The sequence below is a fragment of the Klenkia terrae genome (assembly GCF_037083865.1).
GTDB lineage: Bacteria > Actinomycetota > Actinomycetes > Mycobacteriales > Geodermatophilaceae > Klenkia > Klenkia terrae.
The window spans coordinates 140,297-158,487 of the sequence record NZ_JBAPLV010000004.1; the positions used below are offsets into that span (position 1 = coordinate 140,297).

13 protein-coding genes are annotated in these 18,191 nt (G+C 74.1%); 2 read left to right on the forward strand and 11 right to left on the reverse strand.

Translation table 11 applies throughout. The features are described from left to right. Positions 1–99 precede the first annotated feature (99 nt). From mnmA to UXQ13_RS06235, 9 genes are all read right to left on the reverse strand, one after another. The gene (gene mnmA / locus UXQ13_RS06195) at positions 100–1,185 is read right to left on the reverse strand and encodes a tRNA 2-thiouridine(34) synthase MnmA (protein WP_336391950.1); all 1,086 of its coding nucleotides are present in this window, start codon (positions 1,183–1,185) and stop codon (positions 100–102) included. Next, positions 1,182–2,378: a cysteine desulfurase family protein gene (locus tag UXQ13_RS06200; RefSeq protein ID WP_336391951.1), complete on the reverse strand. Its 1,197-nt coding sequence runs from the start codon at positions 2,376–2,378 to the stop codon at positions 1,182–1,184. Before UXQ13_RS06200 ends, mnmA begins: the two co-directional genes overlap by 4 nt. Then, positions 2,375–3,763 carry an MFS transporter gene (locus UXQ13_RS06205; RefSeq protein WP_336391952.1) on the reverse strand — a complete coding sequence of 463 codons (1,389 nt, stop codon included), beginning with the start codon at positions 3,761–3,763 and terminating at the stop codon, positions 2,375–2,377. The genes UXQ13_RS06200 and UXQ13_RS06205 overlap by 4 nt, the downstream gene beginning before the upstream one ends. Further along, on the reverse strand, positions 3,760–5,310 hold the full coding sequence (locus UXQ13_RS06210; protein ID WP_336391953.1) for an ATP-dependent DNA ligase: 1,551 nt from the start codon (positions 5,308–5,310) through the stop codon (positions 3,760–3,762). The genes UXQ13_RS06205 and UXQ13_RS06210 overlap by 4 nt, the downstream gene beginning before the upstream one ends. 88 nt (positions 5,311–5,398) lie before the next feature. Beyond that, complete coding sequence (locus UXQ13_RS06215) at positions 5,399–6,361, reverse strand: electron transfer flavoprotein subunit alpha/FixB family protein (protein ID WP_225234858.1); 963 nt, start codon at positions 6,359–6,361, stop codon at positions 5,399–5,401. 28 nt (positions 6,362–6,389) lie between these two features. Beyond that, entirely contained in the window at positions 6,390–7,151 is a 762-nt protein-coding gene (locus tag UXQ13_RS06220) for an electron transfer flavoprotein subunit beta/FixA family protein (protein ID WP_225234857.1), read from the reverse strand. Between the two features lie 116 nt (positions 7,152–7,267). Continuing rightward, a complete protein-coding gene (gene cds1 / locus UXQ13_RS06225; protein WP_336391954.1) occupies positions 7,268–8,386 on the reverse strand; it encodes an L-cysteine desulfhydrase Cds1 in 1,119 nt (372 codons plus the stop codon). Then, on the reverse strand, positions 8,383–9,168 hold the full coding sequence (locus UXQ13_RS06230) for an enoyl-CoA hydratase/isomerase family protein (RefSeq protein WP_225234855.1): 786 nt from the start codon (positions 9,166–9,168) through the stop codon (positions 8,383–8,385). The genes cds1 and UXQ13_RS06230 overlap by 4 nt, the downstream gene beginning before the upstream one ends. 50 nt (positions 9,169–9,218) lie before the next feature. Beyond that, positions 9,219–10,016 (reverse strand): ABC transporter ATP-binding protein, encoded by a 798-nt coding sequence (locus tag UXQ13_RS06235; RefSeq protein WP_336391955.1) that lies wholly within the window; start codon positions 10,014–10,016, stop codon positions 9,219–9,221. A 68-nt stretch (positions 10,017–10,084) separates the two neighbouring features. Between UXQ13_RS06235 and glgX the strand changes: the two genes are divergently transcribed. Then, complete coding sequence (gene glgX / locus UXQ13_RS06240; RefSeq protein WP_225234853.1) at positions 10,085–12,229, forward strand: glycogen debranching protein GlgX; 2,145 nt, start codon at positions 10,085–10,087, stop codon at positions 12,227–12,229. 121 nt (positions 12,230–12,350) lie between these two features. Here glgX and UXQ13_RS06245 read toward each other — a convergent pair whose 3' ends face one another. Next, entirely contained in the window at positions 12,351–13,331 is a 981-nt protein-coding gene (locus UXQ13_RS06245; RefSeq protein WP_336391956.1) for an FHA domain-containing protein, read from the reverse strand. A 185-nt stretch (positions 13,332–13,516) separates the two neighbouring features. Further along, on the reverse strand, positions 13,517–16,066 hold the full coding sequence (gene glgP, locus UXQ13_RS06250; RefSeq protein WP_336391957.1) for an alpha-glucan family phosphorylase: 2,550 nt from the start codon (positions 16,064–16,066) through the stop codon (positions 13,517–13,519). 121 nt (positions 16,067–16,187) lie between these two features. On the opposite strand from glgP, the gene UXQ13_RS06255 reads away from it, so the two are divergent. Continuing rightward, positions 16,188–18,191: an alpha-1,4-glucan--maltose-1-phosphate maltosyltransferase gene (locus tag UXQ13_RS06255; protein ID WP_336391958.1), complete on the forward strand. Its 2,004-nt coding sequence runs from the start codon at positions 16,188–16,190 to the stop codon at positions 18,189–18,191.

Below are 18,191 nucleotides of genomic sequence, written 5' to 3' on the forward strand. Positions count from 1 at the left end.
CTGTGAACCGACCCCCAGCGTTCACCGTCCGGAAATCCACCCGCCGGCGTGGGGGCTCAGTACCGGGGCGGGCGCGCGCTCAGGCCGGGATGAGCAGCCTCAGGCGGGCTGGCGCACCCTCGTGCGGTGCACGGCGGCCTGGCCCAGCACCCGGTCGCCGCGCTCGGCGTCCGGCTCGTAGAGCACCGCCGACTGCCCCGGGGCCACCCCGCGCTCGGTCGCGTGCAGCGCCATCACCAGCCCGTCCTCCCCCGCGGAGACCGTGCAGGGCACGGGCGTGCCGTGGGCGCGCAGCTGCACCACGGCCTCCAGGGGCAGCACCGGCGCCGGACCGGTCCAGGAGGGCCGGCCGGTGACGACCTCGTCCACCCCGGTCTGCTCGGCGGTGCCGACGGTGACCGTGCGGGTGACCGGCTCGATGCCCAGCACGTAGCGCGGGCGCTGGTCGCCGACGGCGATGCCCAGGCCCTTCCGCTGCCCGATGGTGAACCCGTGGGTGCCCTGGTGCTCCCCCACCGTCGCCCCCGTCGCGGCGTCGACGACCGGACCGGGCGCGGCACCGAGCCGGCGGTCCAGGAAGCCCCGGGTGTCGCCGTCGGGGATGAAGCAGATGTCGTGGCTGTCGGGCTTGGTGGCCACCGCGTAGCCCCGCTGCGCGGCGATCTCGCGGACCCGCTCCTTGGTCATCGACCCCAGCGGCAGCACCGTGCCGGCCAGCTGCCGCTCGGTGAGCACGCCCAGCACGTAGCTCTGGTCCTTGGCCGCGTCGACCGACCGGCGCAGCTCGCCGTCGGCCAGCCGCGCGTGGTGGCCGGTGACGACGGCGTCGAAGCCCAGCGCCAGCGCACGGTCCAGCACGGCGGTGAACTTGATCTTCTCGTTGCAACGCAGGCAGGGGTTCGGCGTGCGGCCGGCGGCGTACTCGGCGACGAAGTCGTCGACGACGTCCTCGGCGAACCGGTCGGCCATGTCCCACACGTAGAACGGGATGCCGAGCTCGCCGGCGACCCGGCGGGCGTCGTCGGCGTCCTCGACGCTGCAGCACCCGCGCGACCCGCTGCGCATCTGCTGCCGGTGCTGCGACAGCGCCAGGTGCACGCCGGTCACCTCGTGCCCGGCCTCCACGGCGAGCGCGGCGGCGACGGCGGAGTCCACGCCCCCGCTCATCGCGGCGACGACCCTCATGCCGGCCGCCGGCCCAGCCCCGCCCGGCGCGCGCGCTCGACGACCGGACCGATGACGGCCAGGACGGCGTCCACGTCGGCGTCGGTGGAGGTGTGGCCCAGGCTGAAGCGCAGTGAGCTGCGGGCCCGGTCCGGGTCGGCGCCGGTGGCCAGCAGCACGTGGCTGGGCCGGGCGACCCCGGCCGAGCAGGCCGAGCCGGTGGAGCACTCGATGCCGTTGGCGTCCAGCAGCATGAGCAGGGCATCGCCCTCGGCGCCGGGGAAGGACAGGTGCGCGTTGCCCGGCAGCCGCCCGGGACCGCCGGCGACGACGGCGTCCAGCGCGGGTCCGTTCAGCTGGACGTCGGGCACCCGCTGCACCACCCCGGCGACCAGCCGGTCGCGCAGCGCGGCCACCCGGGCGGTCCGCTCGAGCCGGTCGGCGACCGCGGTCGTCGTGGCGACGGCGAGGCCGACGATCGCGGCGACGTCCAGCGTGCCCGACCGGACGTCGCGCTCCTGGCCGCCGCCGTGCAGCAGCGGCGTGCACTCGGCGTCCCGGCGCAGCACGAGCAGCCCGGCCCCCATCGGCCCGCCGAGCTTGTGCCCGGTCATGGTCAGCGCGTCCACCCCGCTGGCGGTGAAGTCCACCGGCACCTGGCCGACGGCCTGCACGGCGTCGGTGTGCAGCGGGACGCCGACGGCGTGGGCGACCGCGGCCAGGGTGGTGAGGTCGCTGACCGCGCCGATCTCGTTGTTGGCCCACATCACGCTGGCCACGGCGACGTCCGTGCCGTCGCGGAGGGCAGCGGCCAGCGCGTCGGCGGTGACCTCGCCGGTGGTCGAGACGTCGAGCCAGGTGACCTCGGCCCCGTCGTGCTCCACCAGCCACTCGACGCTGTCCAGCACGGCGTGGTGCTCCGCGGGGCTGACCACCACGCGGGTCCGGCGCGGGTCGGCGTCGCGGCGGGCCCAGAACAGGCCCTTGACCGCCAGGTTGTCGCTCTCGGTGCCGCCGCCGGTGAACAGCACCTCGGACGGGCGGGCGCCCAGGGCCTCGGCCAGCCGCTCGCGGGACTGCTCGGCGGTGCGCCGGGCCTCCCGGCCGCTGGCGTGCAGCGACGAGGCGTTGCCCACCCGGGCCAGCTGCTCGGTCATCGCCGCGACGGCCTCGGTCGTCATCGGCGTGGTGGCCGCGTGGTCGAGGTAGGTCATGACGTCGCCAGGGTAGTCGCGGCCGACGGCACGGCCGCCCGGTCGTCCACCGGGCGGGAGCGACCGGCGACCACGCAGCCGACCGCGGCCACCGCCGTGCACCCGGCCACCCCGGCCAGCACGGCCGCGGTCAGCGGCACCGCACCGGCCGACGCGGCCGCCAGCACCACCCCCACGCCGCCGATGCACAGCGCGCTGCCGGTGACGTCGGCGATCTGCAGCGCGGCGGAGTCCGCGCCCCGGCGGTGCTCCGGCGACTGCTCGAGCAGCAGCACGCCCAGACTGCTCATGCCCAGGCCCATGCCCAGGCCGGCCACGGCCCAGGTCACGTAGGTGGCCCAGCCGTGCAGATCGGCCACGGCGATCAGCGCCGTCCCGGCCACCCCGGTCGTGACCAGCACGAACCCGGTCTGCAGCAGCCGTACCCGGGACATGTCCGGACGGCGGCCCTGCAGCGCCGAGGCCAGCGACCACCCGAGTGCACCGGCGGTCAGCGGGATGCCGGCGGTGGTCGCCGGGTAGTCGTGCAGCGTCGTCAGCGAGAACGGGATCAGCGCCTCGACGCCGAAGAACGCCCCGGCCAGCAGCCCGCGGGAGGCCACCACCGACGGCAGCCCACGGGCGGCACGGCCGGTGCCGGTCGGCAGCAGCCGGCGCAGCCCGAGCACCAGGGCGACCAGCCCCAGGACGGCGACCGGGACGGCGGGGAGGTCCATCCGCTGGCCGGCGTACTGCAGCGCGCCCACCCCGGCCCCGGCCAGCACCGCCCACCACCGCCGGGAGGCCACGGCGGGCGCCCCGCCCTCGGGGACGGCCAGCCCGCGCAGCGCCGGCAGCACCAGCACCAGCCCGGCGGCGACCAGCGGGAGGATGCCGAGGAACACCAGCCGCCAGGACGCCAGCGACGTGACCAGGCCGGACACCAGCGGCCCGACCAGCGCGGGGACCACCCAGGCCGCCGACAGCGCGCCGAACAACGCCGCACGCAGCTGGGGGGCGTAGGCGGCCCCGGCGACGACGTAGAGCGATACGGCGATCAGCCCGCCGCCCAACCCCTGGACGGCGCGGCCGGCGACGAAGAGCCCCATGTCGACCGCCGACCCCGACGCCACCAACCCGGCGGCGAAGATGCCTACGCCCCACAGCAGGGCCACCCGGGCGCCGCGGCGGTCGCCGACCTCGCCGCCGAGCACCATGCCGACCACCTGGGCGACCAGGAACGCGGTGAACGGCCACCCGTACCAGGCCAGCCCGTCGAGCTCGGCCACGGCGGTGGGCATCGCGGTCGCCACGGCCATCGCCTCGAACGCCACGAAGGAGACCAGCACCAGCAACCCGACGGTGGTCGACCGGTGCGCGCGGTCGAAGACGCCGATGTCGCTCACCCCGGGGGCAACCCGGGCACGGGCTCGGAGCTTCCCGGCACCGAGCTCCCCGCCAGCAGGGCACGGACCGCGTCCAGGGTGTCGGCGTCCCCCGGCTCCTTGTCCGGGCGGTAGCGCAGCACCCGGGCGAACCGCAGGGCCACCCCGCCCGGGTAGCGGGGACTGCGCTGCACGCCGTCGAGCTCGATCTCCACCACCAGCTCGGGCCGCAGCAGCACGGTGCCGCCCCGCTCCTCGCGCACGAGGTCGGGGAAGGTCGCGGTCTGCCAGGCGAGCAGCTCGTCGGTCATGCCCTTGAAGGTCTTGCCGACCATGACCGGCTCCCCGCCGTCGGGGTCCCGGGCGCCCAGGTGGATGTTGGACAGCGACCCGGTGCGCCGGCCGTAGCCCCACTCGGCGCCGATGACCACCAGGTCCAGGGTGTGCACCGGCTTGACCTTGCGCCAGGCGCTCCCCCGCCGTCCGGCCGCGTACGTGCTGCTCAGCGCCTTGACCACGACGCCCTCGTGCCCGGCCGCGAGCGCCGCGGCGGAGAACTCGGCGGCCTGCTCGGCGCTGGGCCGGACCACCCCGGGCATGCGGTGGCCCGGTGCGACCCGGGCCAGCGCCTCGTGCCGCACCGACAGCGGTTCGTCGACCAGGTCGGTGCCGTCGACGTGCAGGCAGTCGAAGAAGAAGGGCTGCAGCAGCAGCTCGCCGGCGTCGGCCCCGAAGCGGGCGGCGGTCTCCTGGAACGGCCGCGGCCGGCCGTCGTCGGTCAGCGCGAGCGTCTCGCCGTCCAGCAACAGGGTGGTCGCCGACAACCCGCGCACCACCTCGACCAGCTCGGGCACCCGGGCGGTGATCTCCTTGAGCGTGCGGGTCCACACCCGCACGTCGTCGCCGTCCCGGTGCACCTGGATCCGGGCGCCGTCCATCTTCTGCTCGACCACCACGTCGCCGTCGCCGAGGGCGGCGGCCAGGTCGTCGGCCGGGGAGGCCAGCATCGGGCGCAGCGGGCGACCGACCTGCAGCCGGACGGCCTCCAGGGCCGGCACGCCCGCGGTCATCGCCAGCTCGGCCACGGCCGGCAGCTCGCCGGACAGGAAGAAGGCCCGCCGGACGACAGCGGCCGGTGCGTCGGCGGCCGCGGCGACGGCATCCAGGACGACGCCCTCCAGGGCCCCGTGCCGCAGCTCGCCGCCCAGCAGCCGGAGCAGGAAGGACTGCTCGTCGGCGGTGGCCCGGCCGAACAGGTCGCCGAGCAGCTGCGCCCGGCGGGCGGTGGACCCGGTGCCGCCGACCCCGGCGAGCTCGTCGAGGGCCGCCTCGACCTCCGCCACCGCCAGCGAGGGCTCGGCGGCCGGTGAGGCATCGACGCCGGACAGGGTTCGCCAGCCGGCACCGAGCTTGCCCTGCCGGGTACTGCCGGACAGCCAGGCGGTGACCGGTCCGACCTCGTCGGGGCCTGCCGTGCGCAGCAGCTCGGCGACCGCCGCGCTCTTCGCCGTCCGGGCGCGGGTGGCGCCGACGGCGGCGGAGGTGGTCACGACGTCGGCGAGGAGCACGACCCATCCTCACGTGCCCGCCCCGTACCCGCACGCGCGACGAGCGCCGACCCCCGTGGGGACCGGCGCTCGTCGGGGCGGTGCGGTGCTACTTGCGGGCGGTGATCTGCTGCGTCGCCGCGGGGACGACGGTGTTCAGGTCGCCCACGACGCCGAAGTCGGCGAGCTCGAAGATCGGCGCCTCGGGGTCCTTGTTGACCGCGACGATGGTCTTCGAGGTCTGCATGCCGGCCCGGTGCTGGATCGCCCCGGAGATGCCCACGGCGATGTACAGCTGCGGGGACACCGTCTTGCCGGTCTGCCCGACCTGGAAGGAGTGCGGGTAGAAGCCGGAGTCCACCGCGGCGCGCGAGGCACCCACGGCCGCCCCGAGGGAGTCGGCGAGGCCCTCGATGACGGAGAAGTTCTCCGCCGAGGCCACGCCGCGGCCACCGGAGACGATGATCGCGGCCTCGGTGAGCTCGGGCCGGTCGGACTTCTGCTCCACCACCCGGTCGGTCACCCGGGTCTGCTTGGCCGCATCCGAGATCGACACCGCGACCTGCTCCTCGGCAGCCGCGCCCGGGGCGGGCTCGGGGGTGACCGAGTTGCCGCGCAGGGTGTAGATCGGGGTGCCGGTGGTGACCTTGGAGTGCACGATCGTGCCGCCGGCGAAGGCCACCTGGGTGGCGGTGCCGTCGGCGGCGATGTCGGTGACGTCGGTCAGGAACCCCGACCCCGTCTTGATCGCCAGGCGGCCGGCGATCTCCTTGCCCTCCGGGGTGGAGGGGATGACCACGGCGGCCGGGGACTTCTCGGCGACGAGCTGCGCGAGCACCTCGGCCTTGGGGGCCACCAGGTAGGCGTCGATGTCCTCGGACTCCCCGACGTACACCTTGGCGGCGCCGTACTCGGCGAGGGCGCCCTTCACCGACGCCGCGGTGCCCGGGGCACCCAGCACGACGGCCGAGGGCTCACCGAGCGCGCGGGCGGCGGTGAGCGCCTCGAGCGTGGTCTTGCGGACACCGGAGCCGTCGGGGGCGACCTCGACCAGAACCAGAACTTCAGCCATGACTGTCTCTCTTCCTCGAGCTACCGGGTCAGACGATCTTCTGGGCGGCCAGGTAGCCCACGAGCTTGTCGGCGCCGTCGCCCTCGTCGGTCACCTTCACGCCCTCGCCCTTGGGCGGGCGGCCGGCGAAGTCCAGCACCTGGCTGGTCGCGGACGCGAGGCCCACGGCGGAGGCGTCCACGCCGATGTCGGCCAGCGAGACCGTCGACACGGGCTTCTTCTTCGCCGCCATGATCCCCTTGAACGAGGGGTAGCGGGGCTCGTTGATGGTGTCCCAGGTGCTCACGATCGCCGGGGTCTGCGCCTCCAGGGCCCAGAACCCGCCGTCGGTCTGCCGCTCGACCTTCAGCGTCGAGCCGTCCACGGTGAGCTTGCGGGCACCGGACAGGTGCGGGATGCCCAGCCGCTCGCTCAGCAGCGCGGGCATGACCGAGACCTGGCCGTCGGTGGACTCCGCACCGCAGATCACCAGGTCGTACTCCAGCTGGGACAGCGCCGCGGCGATGACCGCCGAGGTCTGGATGGCGCACGAGCCGTGGATGGCGTCGTCGGTGACGTGCACCGCCTTGTCGGCACCCATCGACAGCGCCTTGCGGATCGCGTCGGTCGCACCGGCCGGGCCGACGGTCAGCACGGTGACCTCGCCGCCCTGGGACTCCTTGACCGTGAGCGCTTCCTCGATGGCGTACTCGTCCATCTCGTTGATCACGTTGTCCGCGCTCGCGCGGGCGACGGTGTTGTCCGAGCTGTCCAGCGAGCGCTCGCTGCCGGAGTCGGGGACCTGCTTCACAAGAACGACGATGTTCATCGCACCTCCGCGGGGGCGTTCGGGGTGGCGCGGGCACACGGGTGCCCGCTCTGGCTCCGATGATGGACGTTACCCGCCGGTAACGTGGCGGGGGCAGCTCAGGTGCCGGTGACCCCGCTCACGGCCCAGCGGCCGGTCGCGGCGAAGTGCTCCAGCACCTCGGTGTGCGGTGCCAGGTCCATGCCCTGGGCCGCGACCCAGTCGTCGGAGTAGTAGGTCCGGGCGTACCGCTCGCCGCCGTCGCAGAGCAGCGTGACCACGCTGCCGGAGCACCCCGCGGCGACCAGCTCGGCGACCAGCTGGAAGGCCCCCCACAGGTTCGTGCCGGTGGACCCGCCGGCCCGCCGGCCGGTCACCTTCTCCAGGTGGCGCATCGCGGCCAGCGAGGCGGCGTCGGGCACGCAGAACATCCGGTCGACGATCGTCGGCACGAACGAGGGCTCGACCCGGGGTCGGCCGATGCCCTCGATGCGGGACGGGCGGCCCACCGCGGCGGGGTCGCCGTCCCGCCAGCCGGGGAAGAACGCCGACCCCTCGGGGTCCACGACGGCCAGCCGGGTGGGCAGCCGCCGGTAGCGCAGGTAGCGGCCGATGGTCGCGCTGGTGCCGCCGGTCCCCGCGCCGACCACGACCCACTCCGGCACCGGGTTCTGCTCGGCGGACAGCTGCTCGAACACCGACTCGGCGATGTTGTTGTTGCCGCGCCAGTCGGTGGCCCGCTCGGCGTGGGTGAACTGGTCCAGGTAGTGCCCGCCGGTCTCGGCGGCGATCCGGCGGGCCTCGTCGTAGACGGTGCCGGGGTCGGCGACCAGGTGGCAGCGGCCGCCGTGGAACTCGATCAGCGCGATCTTCTCCGGGCTGGTCGAGGCCGGCATGACCGCGACGAAGGGCAGCCCCAGCATCCGGGCGAAGTAGGCCTCGCTGACCGCCGTCGAGCCGCTGGAGGCCTCGACCACGGTGCCGCCCTCGCGGATCCAGCCCGAGCACAGCGCGTGCAGGAACAGCGAGCGGGCCAGCCGGTGCTTGAGGCTGCCGGTCGGGTGGGTCGACTCGTCCTTGAGGTAGAGCTGCACACCCCACTCCGGCGGCAGGGGGTAGACCAGCAGGTGGGTGTCGGCGCTGCGCCGGGCGTCGGCCTCCACCAGCGCGACCGACCGCTCCAGCCAGGCCCGCCCGACGTCGTCGCAGCGGTCCAGGTGGGCGGGCCGGTCGCTCATCGGCCGGTGAACGTGGCCTTGCCGGGACCGTCGGCGAGGAACGAGGCCATGCCGTTCTTCTGGTCCTCGGTGTCGAACAGCCCGGCGAACAGCTCGGACTCCAGGGCCAGCCCGTGGTCCAGCGTGCCGTCCAGGCCCTCGTCGATGGCCCGCTTGGCCGCGGCCAGCGCCAGCGGCGGGCCGGCGGCGAACTTGCGGGCCATGGCGACCGCGGCGGCGTAGACCTGGTCGTCGGGGACGACGGCGTCGGCCAGCCCCAGGTCCAGCGCCTCCTCGGCACCCACGTGCCGGCCGGTGAACACCAGGTCCTTGGCCTTCGCCGGGCCGACCAGCCGGGCCAGCCGCTGCGTGCCGCCGGCGCCGGGGATGACGCCCAGCAGGATCTCGGGCTGGCCGATCTTGGCCGACTCCCCCAGCACCCGGAAGTCCGCGCACAGGGCGAGCTCGTAGCCACCGCCCAGGGCGTAGCCGGTGATCGCGGCGACGACCGGCTTCGGGATGCGGGCGACCTCGCGGAAGGAGCTGGTCAGCTCACGGCCCCAGGCGACCATCGACGACCCGGTCAGCTGGGACATCGCCTTGATGTCGGCGCCGGCGGCGAACACCCGCTCGCCGCCGTAGAGCACCACCGACCGGACGTCGGCCCGGCTGCCGGCCTCCAGCGCCGCGGCCCGGACCTCCCGGTGCAGCTGCTCGTCGATCGCGTTCATCTTCGGGCGGTCCAGGCGGATGGTGCCCACGCCGTCCTCGACCTGCAGCGTCACGAACTCGGGCTCGGCCATGCGGTGCTCCTCCGGTGGGACGGCGTCGTCACCGCCCACCGTATGCAGCGTCAACTCTCGGTGGCGCGGCGGGCGCTGTAGCGGCCGCGGACCCGGCCCAGCGCCAGCGGCAGGCCGAAGGTGTCGCTGAGCAGCGGGGCGGTGACGACGTCGTCCACCGGGCCGGCCGCCACCACCTCGCCGCCGCGCAGCAGCATCGCGTGGGTGTAGCCCGGCGGGATCTCCTCCACGTGGTGGGTGACCAGCACCTGCGCGGGGGCGTGCGGGTCGCGGGCCAGGTCGGTCAGCCGGGAGACCAGGTCCTCGCGGCCGCCCAGGTCCAGCCCGGCGCCGGGCTCGTCGAGCAGCAGCAGCTCGGGGTCGGTCATCAGCGCCCGGGCGATCTGGGTGCGCTTGCGCTCGCCCTCGCTGAGCGTGCCGAAGGGCCGGTTGGCGTAGGGCGCGACGCCCCACTGCTCCATGAGCATCCCGGCGCGGGTCAGGTCGTGGATGTCGTAGCGCTCGCGCCAGCGCCCCACCACGGCGTAGCCGGCGGACACGACCACGTCGCCAACCCGCTCGGCCGGGGCGATCCGCTGGGCGAGGGAGGCGCTGGTCAGCCCGATGCGGGGGCGCAGCTCGAAGACGTCGACGGCGCCGAGGGTCTCCCCCAGCAGCTCCACCGTGCCCCGGGTCGGGTGCATCTGCGCCGAGGCCAGCTGCATCAGCGTGGTCTTGCCGGCGCCGTTGGGGCCCAGCAGGACCCAGCGCTCGTCCTCCCGCACCGTCCAGTCGACCCCGCGCAGGAGGTGGGTCGTCCCCCGCACGACGTCGACGTCGGAGAGCTGGACCACCGGAGGGCTCGTCACACCCCCATCCAACCAACCCCGGCGCCCGCCTCCGCGGCGCGCACCCGGGTGTCGGGCACGATGCGGGGATGGCAGATCGAGCAGCTGGTCCGTCGTCCGAGGTGTGGCCGGGCAGCCCGGCGCCGCTGGGGGCGCACTGGGACGGCACCGGGACCAACGTCGCGCTGTGGACGGCGGGGGCCTCGGCGGTCGACCTGTGCCTGTTCGACCCCGACGGCACCGAGCACCGGCAGCGCCTGCAGGAGACCACCCACCAGGTCTGGCACGGGCGGCTGCCCGGCGTCGGGCCCGGCCAGCGCTACGGCTACCGGGTGCACGGCGGCTACGACCCCTCCTCGGGCGCCCGGTACAACCCGGCCAAGCTGCTCCTGGACCCCTACGCCCGCGCGGTGGACGGCGAGCTGACCCTGGACCCGGCGCTGTTCGGCTACGCCGGCGGCCACCCGGACGCCGGGTCCCCCGACCCGCTGGACTCCGCCCCCTTCGTGCCGCGCGGGGTGGTCATCCACGACTCGTTCCCGTGGGCCGGCGACGCCCCGCCGCGCACCGCCTGGTCGGACACCGTGATCTACGAGGTGCACGTCAAGGGCGCGACGATGCGCCACCCCGACGTCCCCCCCGCCCTGCGCGGCACCTACGCGGGGCTGGCCCACCCGGCCTTCGTCGAGCACCTGGTGTCCCTGGGCGTGACGGCCGTCGAGCTGCTGCCGGTGCACCACTTCGTCTCCGAGCCGCACCTGCTGCGCCGCGGGCTGACCAACTACTGGGGCTACAACACGCTGGGCTACTTCGCCCCGCACGCCGCCTACTCCTCCGCCGGGACCGGCGGGGCGCAGGTGACCGAGTTCAAGGCCATGGTCAAGGCGCTGCACGCCGCGGGCATCGAGGTCATCCTCGACGTGGTCTACAACCACACCGCCGAGGGCGACCACACCGGCCCGACGCTGTCGTTCAAGGGCATCGACAACAGCGGCTACTACCGCCTGGCCGGCGGGGAGCCGGCCCGCTACACCGACTACACCGGCTGCGGGAACACCCTGGACGTCCGCCGTCCGCAGGTCCTCGCGCTGCTGATGGACTCGCTGCGCTACTGGGTCACCGAGATGCACGTCGACGGCTTCCGCTTCGACCTCGCCTCGGCGCTGGCCCGCTCCTTCCACGACGTGGACCGCCTGTCGGCGTTCTTCGACGTGATCCACCAGGACCCGGTGGTCTCCCAGGTGAAGCTGATCGCCGAGCCGTGGGACGTCGGCGAGGGCGGCTACCAGGTCGGCAACTTCCCGCCGCTGTGGACCGAGTGGAACGGCAAGTACCGCGACACCGTGCGCGACGTGTGGTCCGGGGCGCACGTCGGCGTCCGCGACCTCGCCTACCGGCTGACCGGGTCCAGCGACCTGTACCGCTCCGACGGCCGCCGTCCCTTCGCCTCGGTCAACTTCGTCACCGCCCACGACGGCTTCACCCTGCGCGACCTCTACACCTACGAGCGCAAGCGCAACGACGCCAACGGCGAGGAGGGCCGGGACGGCGAGAGCCACAACCGCGGCTGGAACGCCGGCGTCGAGGGGCCCAGCGACGACCCCGCGGTGATCGAGGTCCGGGCCCGGCAGGTGCGCAACGTGCTGACCACGCTGCTGCTGTCCACCGGTGTCCCGATGCTCACCGCCGGGGACGAGCTGGGCCGCACCCAGGAGGGCAACAACAACGCCTACTGCCAGGACAACGAGCTGTCCTGGCTGGACTGGGGCGCCATCGACGCCGACCTCTGGACCTTCGCCTCGCGGCTGATCGCGCTGCGCCGGCAGTCCCCGGTGCTGCGCCAGGAGGCCTTCTTCGACGGCCACGAGGTGCCCGGCTCCGGCGGCACCCGCGACCTGGCCTGGTTCGCCCCCGGCGGCGGCCAGCTCAGCACGGAGGACTGGTACGACACCGGCCTGCAGACCATCGGCATGTACCTCGACGGACGCGGCATCCGGGCCCGGGACGAGCGCGGCCGGCCGGTCGTCGACGACTCGTGGCTGGTCTACCTGCACGCCGGGCCGGCCGAGGTCACCGTCCACCTGCCCGGCCCGCCGTGGGCCGACGCCTACGAGTTCGTCGTCTCCACCGAGTACCCCACCGGCGCCCCGCCGCGCCCCGCGGTGGTGGCGCCGGGCCCGATCACGATGCCAAGCCGGAGCGTGTGGGCGCTGCGGGTGGTCCGCCGGCCGTGACACTGCGATCCTCCGGATCGCACCGCCACCAGCGGCCGTGCCCCAGACGGGCGGAGCCCCTCCGCCCCTCGATCGGGGACCCTCCGGGCCCCCTCCTCGCGGTCACCGGGGTTGCGTCAGATCATTCCGCGGGCTGCTCGAAGGTGATGACGGTCCAGCCCAGCAGCAGGCGGTCGCCGTCGGACAGGGCGTGCGCGACGCCGGGCTCGAGCTGGGTCCACTCGGTGGCCTCGGGGCCGGCGACGTGGGTGCCGTTGAGCGATCCCAGGTCGACCAGGGAGACCTCGCGGCCGGCCCGCTGGATCGCGGCGTGGGCGGAGGACAGCACGTTCTGGGTGTCGGCGATCGGCACCGGCTTGGCGGTCCCGGAGGTCACCAGCTCGTGGCCGTCGGGACGGCGGCCGAGCACCAGGTCGCTGTCGACGTCGACGACCATGCCGTCGTCGAAGCGCAGCACCGGGGCGGCCGGCGGGTCCGGCGCCCAGAAGGCGGTGGCCGCACCGGCCTGGGCGACCGGCTGCGGCTCGGAGACCGGGGCGGCGGCCGGGGCGCTGAAGCCCGCGTCCGAGCTCGCGGTGAAGCGCTCGGCGGCCGGCGCGGCCTGCGGCGCGGGGACGGCGACCGACACCGGCGTGGCCGCGGTGAGCTGCAGGGTGGCCCCGCTGCCGGGGACGGTGCCCTCGACCAGGTCGAAGGCGACACCCGGCGGCACCGGCGACGGGGAGGAGCCCGGGCCGACGTACAGGCTGGAGCCCAGGTCGAAGCCGCTGGCCAGGGTGCAGCCGCCGTCGGTCGGGCGACCGGAGACCGGGACGCCGTCCACGGCGGGCTGGCCCTTGCCGGCCCACAGCGCCACGCCGGCGCCGGAGCCGTCGGCCGAGTCGGTCAGCACCAGGGCGAACGAGGCGCCGCCGGAGGCGAGCGCGGACACCTGCCCGGCGACCGCGGTCAGCACCCGGTCGGCGCCGGGGCCGGAGACCCCGAGGCAGGCGTGCAGCGTCGCGACGAGGGCCGGCGAGCCGGGGGCGTCCACCCACAGCAGGCCACCGGCACGGCGGGCGACGACGTTGTCTCCGGGGAGAACCTCACAGCGGTCGGGCATGCCGGCCACACTAATGAGCGCGGCGCGTCCGACGCCGCCACGCGGGTCAGCCACGCCGGAGCGTGACCATCGACATGGTCCCTTCGTCACCGCCAGTCACGGCAGTCTCACCCGGTGGTCGCCACGGGGCCGATCCGTCCATCCGCCGCTGGACGGCGGTGGACGAACCGGCCCCGGGATGACCATCAGGCGTTGGTGACCACGCCCAGCTCGGCCGGGGTGGCCAGCGCCGGCGACGACGGCAGCACCCGCACCGTGTAGCCGAAGGCGCCGGTCCGCTCCAGCGGGATGGTGGCGGTGAACCAGTGCCGGGAGCCCTCGGTGGTCTCGTGCGCCATGTCCACCGCGGTGACCTCGTGCAGCCCGTCGGTGTCGTCGACCCGGCCGTAGGCGGCCTGCACCTGCACGTCGTCCGGGACCAGCCCCGGCAGCTCGACCTCGGCCCGCAGGTCGATGGTGGACCCGATCTCCGGGGTGTCCCCCACCCCGGTGGCCTCCACGTGGGCCACCCGGACGCTGCCCCAGTTGCTCACCACGTGCGCCCGCCAGGCCGCCTGCTGCCGGGCGACCTCGTAGCCGCCCTCGGCCAGCGACCGGGCGGACCCGGCAGCCGGCACGTACAGCTTGCCCACGTAGTCGGCGACCATCCGGCTGGCCAGCACCTTGGGGCCGAGCTCGGTGAGGGTGTGCTTGACCATCTCGACCCAGCGGGTCGGCACGCCGTCCCGGTCGGTCTCGTAGAACCGCGGCAGCACCTGCTTGTCCAGCAGGTCGTAGATCGCGGTGGCCTCGACGTCGTCGCGCCGCTCGGGGTCCTCGACGCCGTCGGCGGTCGGGATCGCCCAGCCGTTCTGGCCGTCGAACCACTCGTCCCACCAACCGTCCTTGATGGACAGGTTCAGCCCGCCGTTGAGCGCGGACTTCATGCCCGAGGTGCCGCAGGCCTCCAGCGGCCGCAGCGGGTTGTTCAGCCAGACGTCGCAGCCCCAGTACAGGTAGCGGGCCATCCCGATGTCGTAGCCGGGCAGGAAGGCGATCCGGTGCCGGATCTCCGGGTCGTCGGCGAACTTCACCATCTGCTGGATCAGCTGCTTGCCGCCGTCGTCGGCCGGGTGGCTCTTGCCGGCGATGACCAGCTGGATCGGGCGCTCGGGGTCCAGCAGCAGCGCCTTGAGCCGGGCGGGGTCGCGCAGCATCAGCGTCAGCCGCTTGTAGGAGGGCACCCGGCGGGCGAAGCCGATGGTGAGCACGTCGGGGTCGAAGACCGAGTCGGTCCAGCCGACCTCGGCCTCGGCCGCGCCGCGGGACAGCGCGCTCTCGCGGACCCGGCGGCGGACCTCCTCGACCAGCCGGCCGCGCAGCAGGCGGCGGGTGCTCCACAGCTCGCCGCTGTCGATCCGGTCCACCTGGTCGAAGCGGACGGGGCCCTCGACGTCCACCGGGTCGCCCTGGCTGGAGGTCTGGGTGCCCAGCTCGACGAGCTCGCGGGCGGTCCAGGTGGCGGCGTGCACGCCGTTGGTGATCGAGGAGATCGGGACGTCGTCGGGGTCGAAGCCCGACCACAGGTAGCCGAACATGTCCCGGCTGACGTGCCCGTGCAGCTCGCTCACGCCGTTGGCCCGCTGGCCCAGCCGCAGCCCCAGGTGGGCCATGTTGAACTTGGTCGGGTCCTCCTCGGCGCCCAGCGGGAGCAGGTCGTGCACCCCGACGCCGAAGCCGGCGAAGTACCGCTCGACCAGGGCCCGCGGGAAGCGGTCGATGCCGGCCGGGACGGGCGTGTGGGTGGTGAAGACGGTGCCGCCGCGGACCGCCTGCAGCGCCTCGGCGAAGGACAGCCCGTGGGACTCGGTGAGCTCGCGGATCCGCTCGATGCCCTGGAACCCGGCGTGGCCCTCGTTGGCGTGGAACACCTCGGGCTGCGGGGTGCCGGTGAGCGCGCAGTACGCCCGGACGGCGCGGACGCCGCCGATGCCCAGCAGCATCTCCTGGCGCAGCCGGTGGTCCTCGCCGCCGCCGTAGAGCCGGTCGGTGACACCGCGCTCGGCGGGGGTGTTCTCCTCGATGTCGCTGTCGAGCAGCAGCAGGGACACCCGGCCGACCTGGGCCCGCCAGACGTGGGCGTGCAGCGTGCGGCCCTCGGGCAGCGGCACGGCGATGACCACCGCGGCGCCGTCGGCGTCGCGCAGCAGCTTCACCGGCAGGCCGTGCGGGTCCAGCGCGGGGTAGTGCTCGAGCTGCCAGCCGTCGGCCGACAGGCCCTGGGAGAAGTAGCCGGCCCGGTAGAGCAGGCCCACGCCGATCAGGGGGACGCCGAGGTCGGAGGCTGCCTTGAGGTGGTCACCGGCCAGGATGCCCAGACCGCCCGAGTACTGCGGCAGCACCTCGGTGATGCCGAACTCGGCGGAGAAGTAGGCGATGCTCGCCGGCGCCGCGTCGCCCAGGGACTGGTACCAGTGCGGGGCGTCCAGGTACTCCTGCAGGTCGTCGGTCACGTCGGACAGCCGGCGGAGGAACTTGCGGTCCTTGGCCAGCGCGGCCAGCCGCTCGGCGGACACCTCGCCCAGGACCCGCACCGGGTCGTTGCCGCAGGTGACCCACAGGTCGGGGTCGACCGCCTCGAACAGGTCGCGCGTCTCGGGGTGCCAGGACCAGCGCAGGTTCATGACCAGCGGGGCCAGAGGGAGCAGCGCCTCGGGGAGCGCTGCGCGGACGGTGAGTCGTCGGAGAGCTCGCACGCGCCGACCCTAGCGGCCCCGGGCGACGGTCCGAGGGCTCCGCGGAGGCCCTGTGGACGGGCCCGGGAGGGGTGATCAGGTCGATGTGCCCTTCGGGTCCCGCGCCGATAGCGTGACAGGGGTGACTGGCCGCGCTGACCTCCGTCTGGGCATCACCGACATCGAACCCGTCGTGGCGTGCGGGAGCTTCTCCTCCCGCGCCGTCGTCGGCGAGCACGTACCGATCACCGCCACCGTGTTCCGCGAGGGCCACGACGCGGTGGCCGCCAACGTGGTCTGGAGCCCCCCGGCGACCCCGGGCAAGCGGGCACCGAAGGCCCCGCTGCGCCGGATGCGCGCCTACTCCGACCAGCCCGACCGCTGGATCGCCACCGTCGTCCCCGACCGCGAGGGCCTGTGGACCTACCAGGTCGAGGCCTGGGACGACCCGATCGGCACCTGGCACCACGCCGTCGAGGTCAAGGTCGAGGCCGGCCAGGGCCCGACGGACCTGGCCAACGACCTGGAAGAAGGCGCACGGCTGCTCGACGAGGTCGGCAAGACCGTCCCCCGCGAGCACCGCAGCGCGGTCGCCGCGGCCGCGGTGGCGCTGCGCGACGAGGGCCTGGAGCTGTCGGCCCGGCTGGCACCCGCGCTGGCCCCGGCCATGACCGACCTGCTCGACACGTACCCGGTGCGCCGCATGGTCACCCGGTCCCCCCGCTACGAGGTGTGGGTCGACCGGGTCACCGCGCTGTTCGGCTCCTGGTACGAGTTCTTCCCCCGCTCGGAGGGCCCCGTCGTCGACGGCCGGCCCACCCACGGCACCTTCGCCGACGCGGCGAAGCGGCTGCCGGCGATCGCGGCGATGGAGTTCGACGTCGTCTACCTGCCGCCGATCCACCCGATCGGCACGGTCAACCGCAAGGGCAAGAACAACACCCTCACCACCGAGGACGGCGACGTCGGCTCGCCCTGGGCCATCGGCAGCGCCGACGGCGGGCACGACGCGGTGCACCCGGAGCTGGGCACCATGGCCGACTTCGAGGCCTTCGTCGCCCGCACCCGGGAGCTGGGGATGGAGGTGGCGCTGGACTTCGCGCTGCAGGCCGCCCCCGACCACCCGTGGGTGACCTCGCACCCGGAGTTCTTCACCACCAAGCCCGACGGCACGATCGCCTACGCGGAGAACCCGCCGAAGAAGTACCAGGACATCTACCCGATCAACTTCGACAACGACCCGGCCGGCATCTACGCCGAGGCCCGCCGGGTGCTGCAGGTCTGGATCGACGCCGGGGTCAAGGTCTTCCGCGTCGACAACCCGCACACCAAGGCGATCAACTTCTGGCACTGGATCATCTGGGACGTCAAGAAGAGCCACCCCGACGTCCTCTTCCTGGCCGAGGCCTTCACCAAGCCGGCGATGATGCACCAGCTGGCCCGGGTCGGGTTCACCCAGAGCTACACCTACTTCACCTGGCGCACGGAGAAGTGGGAGATCGAGCAGTACGGCCGCGAGCTGGCCGGCACCGCGCACTACATGCGGCCCAACTTCTTCGTGAACACCCCGGACATCCTGCATGCGTCGCTGCAGTTCGGCGGCCCGCCGATGTTCAAGATCCGCGCCGTCCTGGCGTCGATGATGAGCCCGACCTGGGGCGTCTACTCCGGCTTCGAGCTCTACGAGCACGTCGCGCTCAAGCCGGGCAGCGAGGAGTACCTGGACACCGAGAAGTTCCAGCTCCGTCCCCGTGACTACGAGGGTGCCGTCGCCGCCGGCCGGTCGCTGGCGCCCTACCTGACCCGGCTCAACCAGGTCCGCCGCCAGCACCCCGCGCTGCAGCAGCTGCGCACGCTGACGTTCCACCCGATCGACAACGAGAACCTGCTGGTGTTCTCCAAGACCGACCCGGGCTCGGACGACGCCGTCCTGGTCGTGGTCACGTTGTCCAGCCAGCACACCCAGATCGGGACGACGGCGCTGGACATGGGCGCCCTGGGCCTGGAGTGGTCCGACCGGTTCACCGTGACCGACCAGATCACCGGCGCCGAGTACGAGTGGGGCCAGTTCAACTACGTCGAGCTGGACCCCTACCGCGAGCCCGCGCACGTCTTCACCGTGACCCGGCACGCCCCGCTGGGCTGA

Coding starts and splice junctions, on each gene's coding strand:
- mnmA (WP_336391950.1), bottom strand. CDS start 1,185: ATGAGGGTCGTCGCCGCGATGAGCGGGGGCGTGGACTCCGCCGTCGCC.
- UXQ13_RS06245 (WP_336391956.1), bottom strand. CDS start 13,331: ATGCCCGACCGCTGTGAGGTTCTCCCCGGAGACAACGTCGTCGCCCGC.
- UXQ13_RS06215 (WP_225234858.1), bottom strand. CDS start 6,361: ATGGCTGAAGTTCTGGTTCTGGTCGAGGTCGCCCCCGACGGCTCCGGT.
- UXQ13_RS06230 (WP_225234855.1), bottom strand. CDS start 9,168: ATGGCCGAGCCCGAGTTCGTGACGCTGCAGGTCGAGGACGGCGTGGGC.
- cds1 (WP_336391954.1), bottom strand. CDS start 8,386: ATGAGCGACCGGCCCGCCCACCTGGACCGCTGCGACGACGTCGGGCGG.
- glgX (WP_225234853.1), top strand. CDS start 10,085: ATGGCAGATCGAGCAGCTGGTCCGTCGTCCGAGGTGTGGCCGGGCAGC.
- UXQ13_RS06200 (WP_336391951.1), bottom strand. CDS start 2,378: ATGACCTACCTCGACCACGCGGCCACCACGCCGATGACGACCGAGGCC.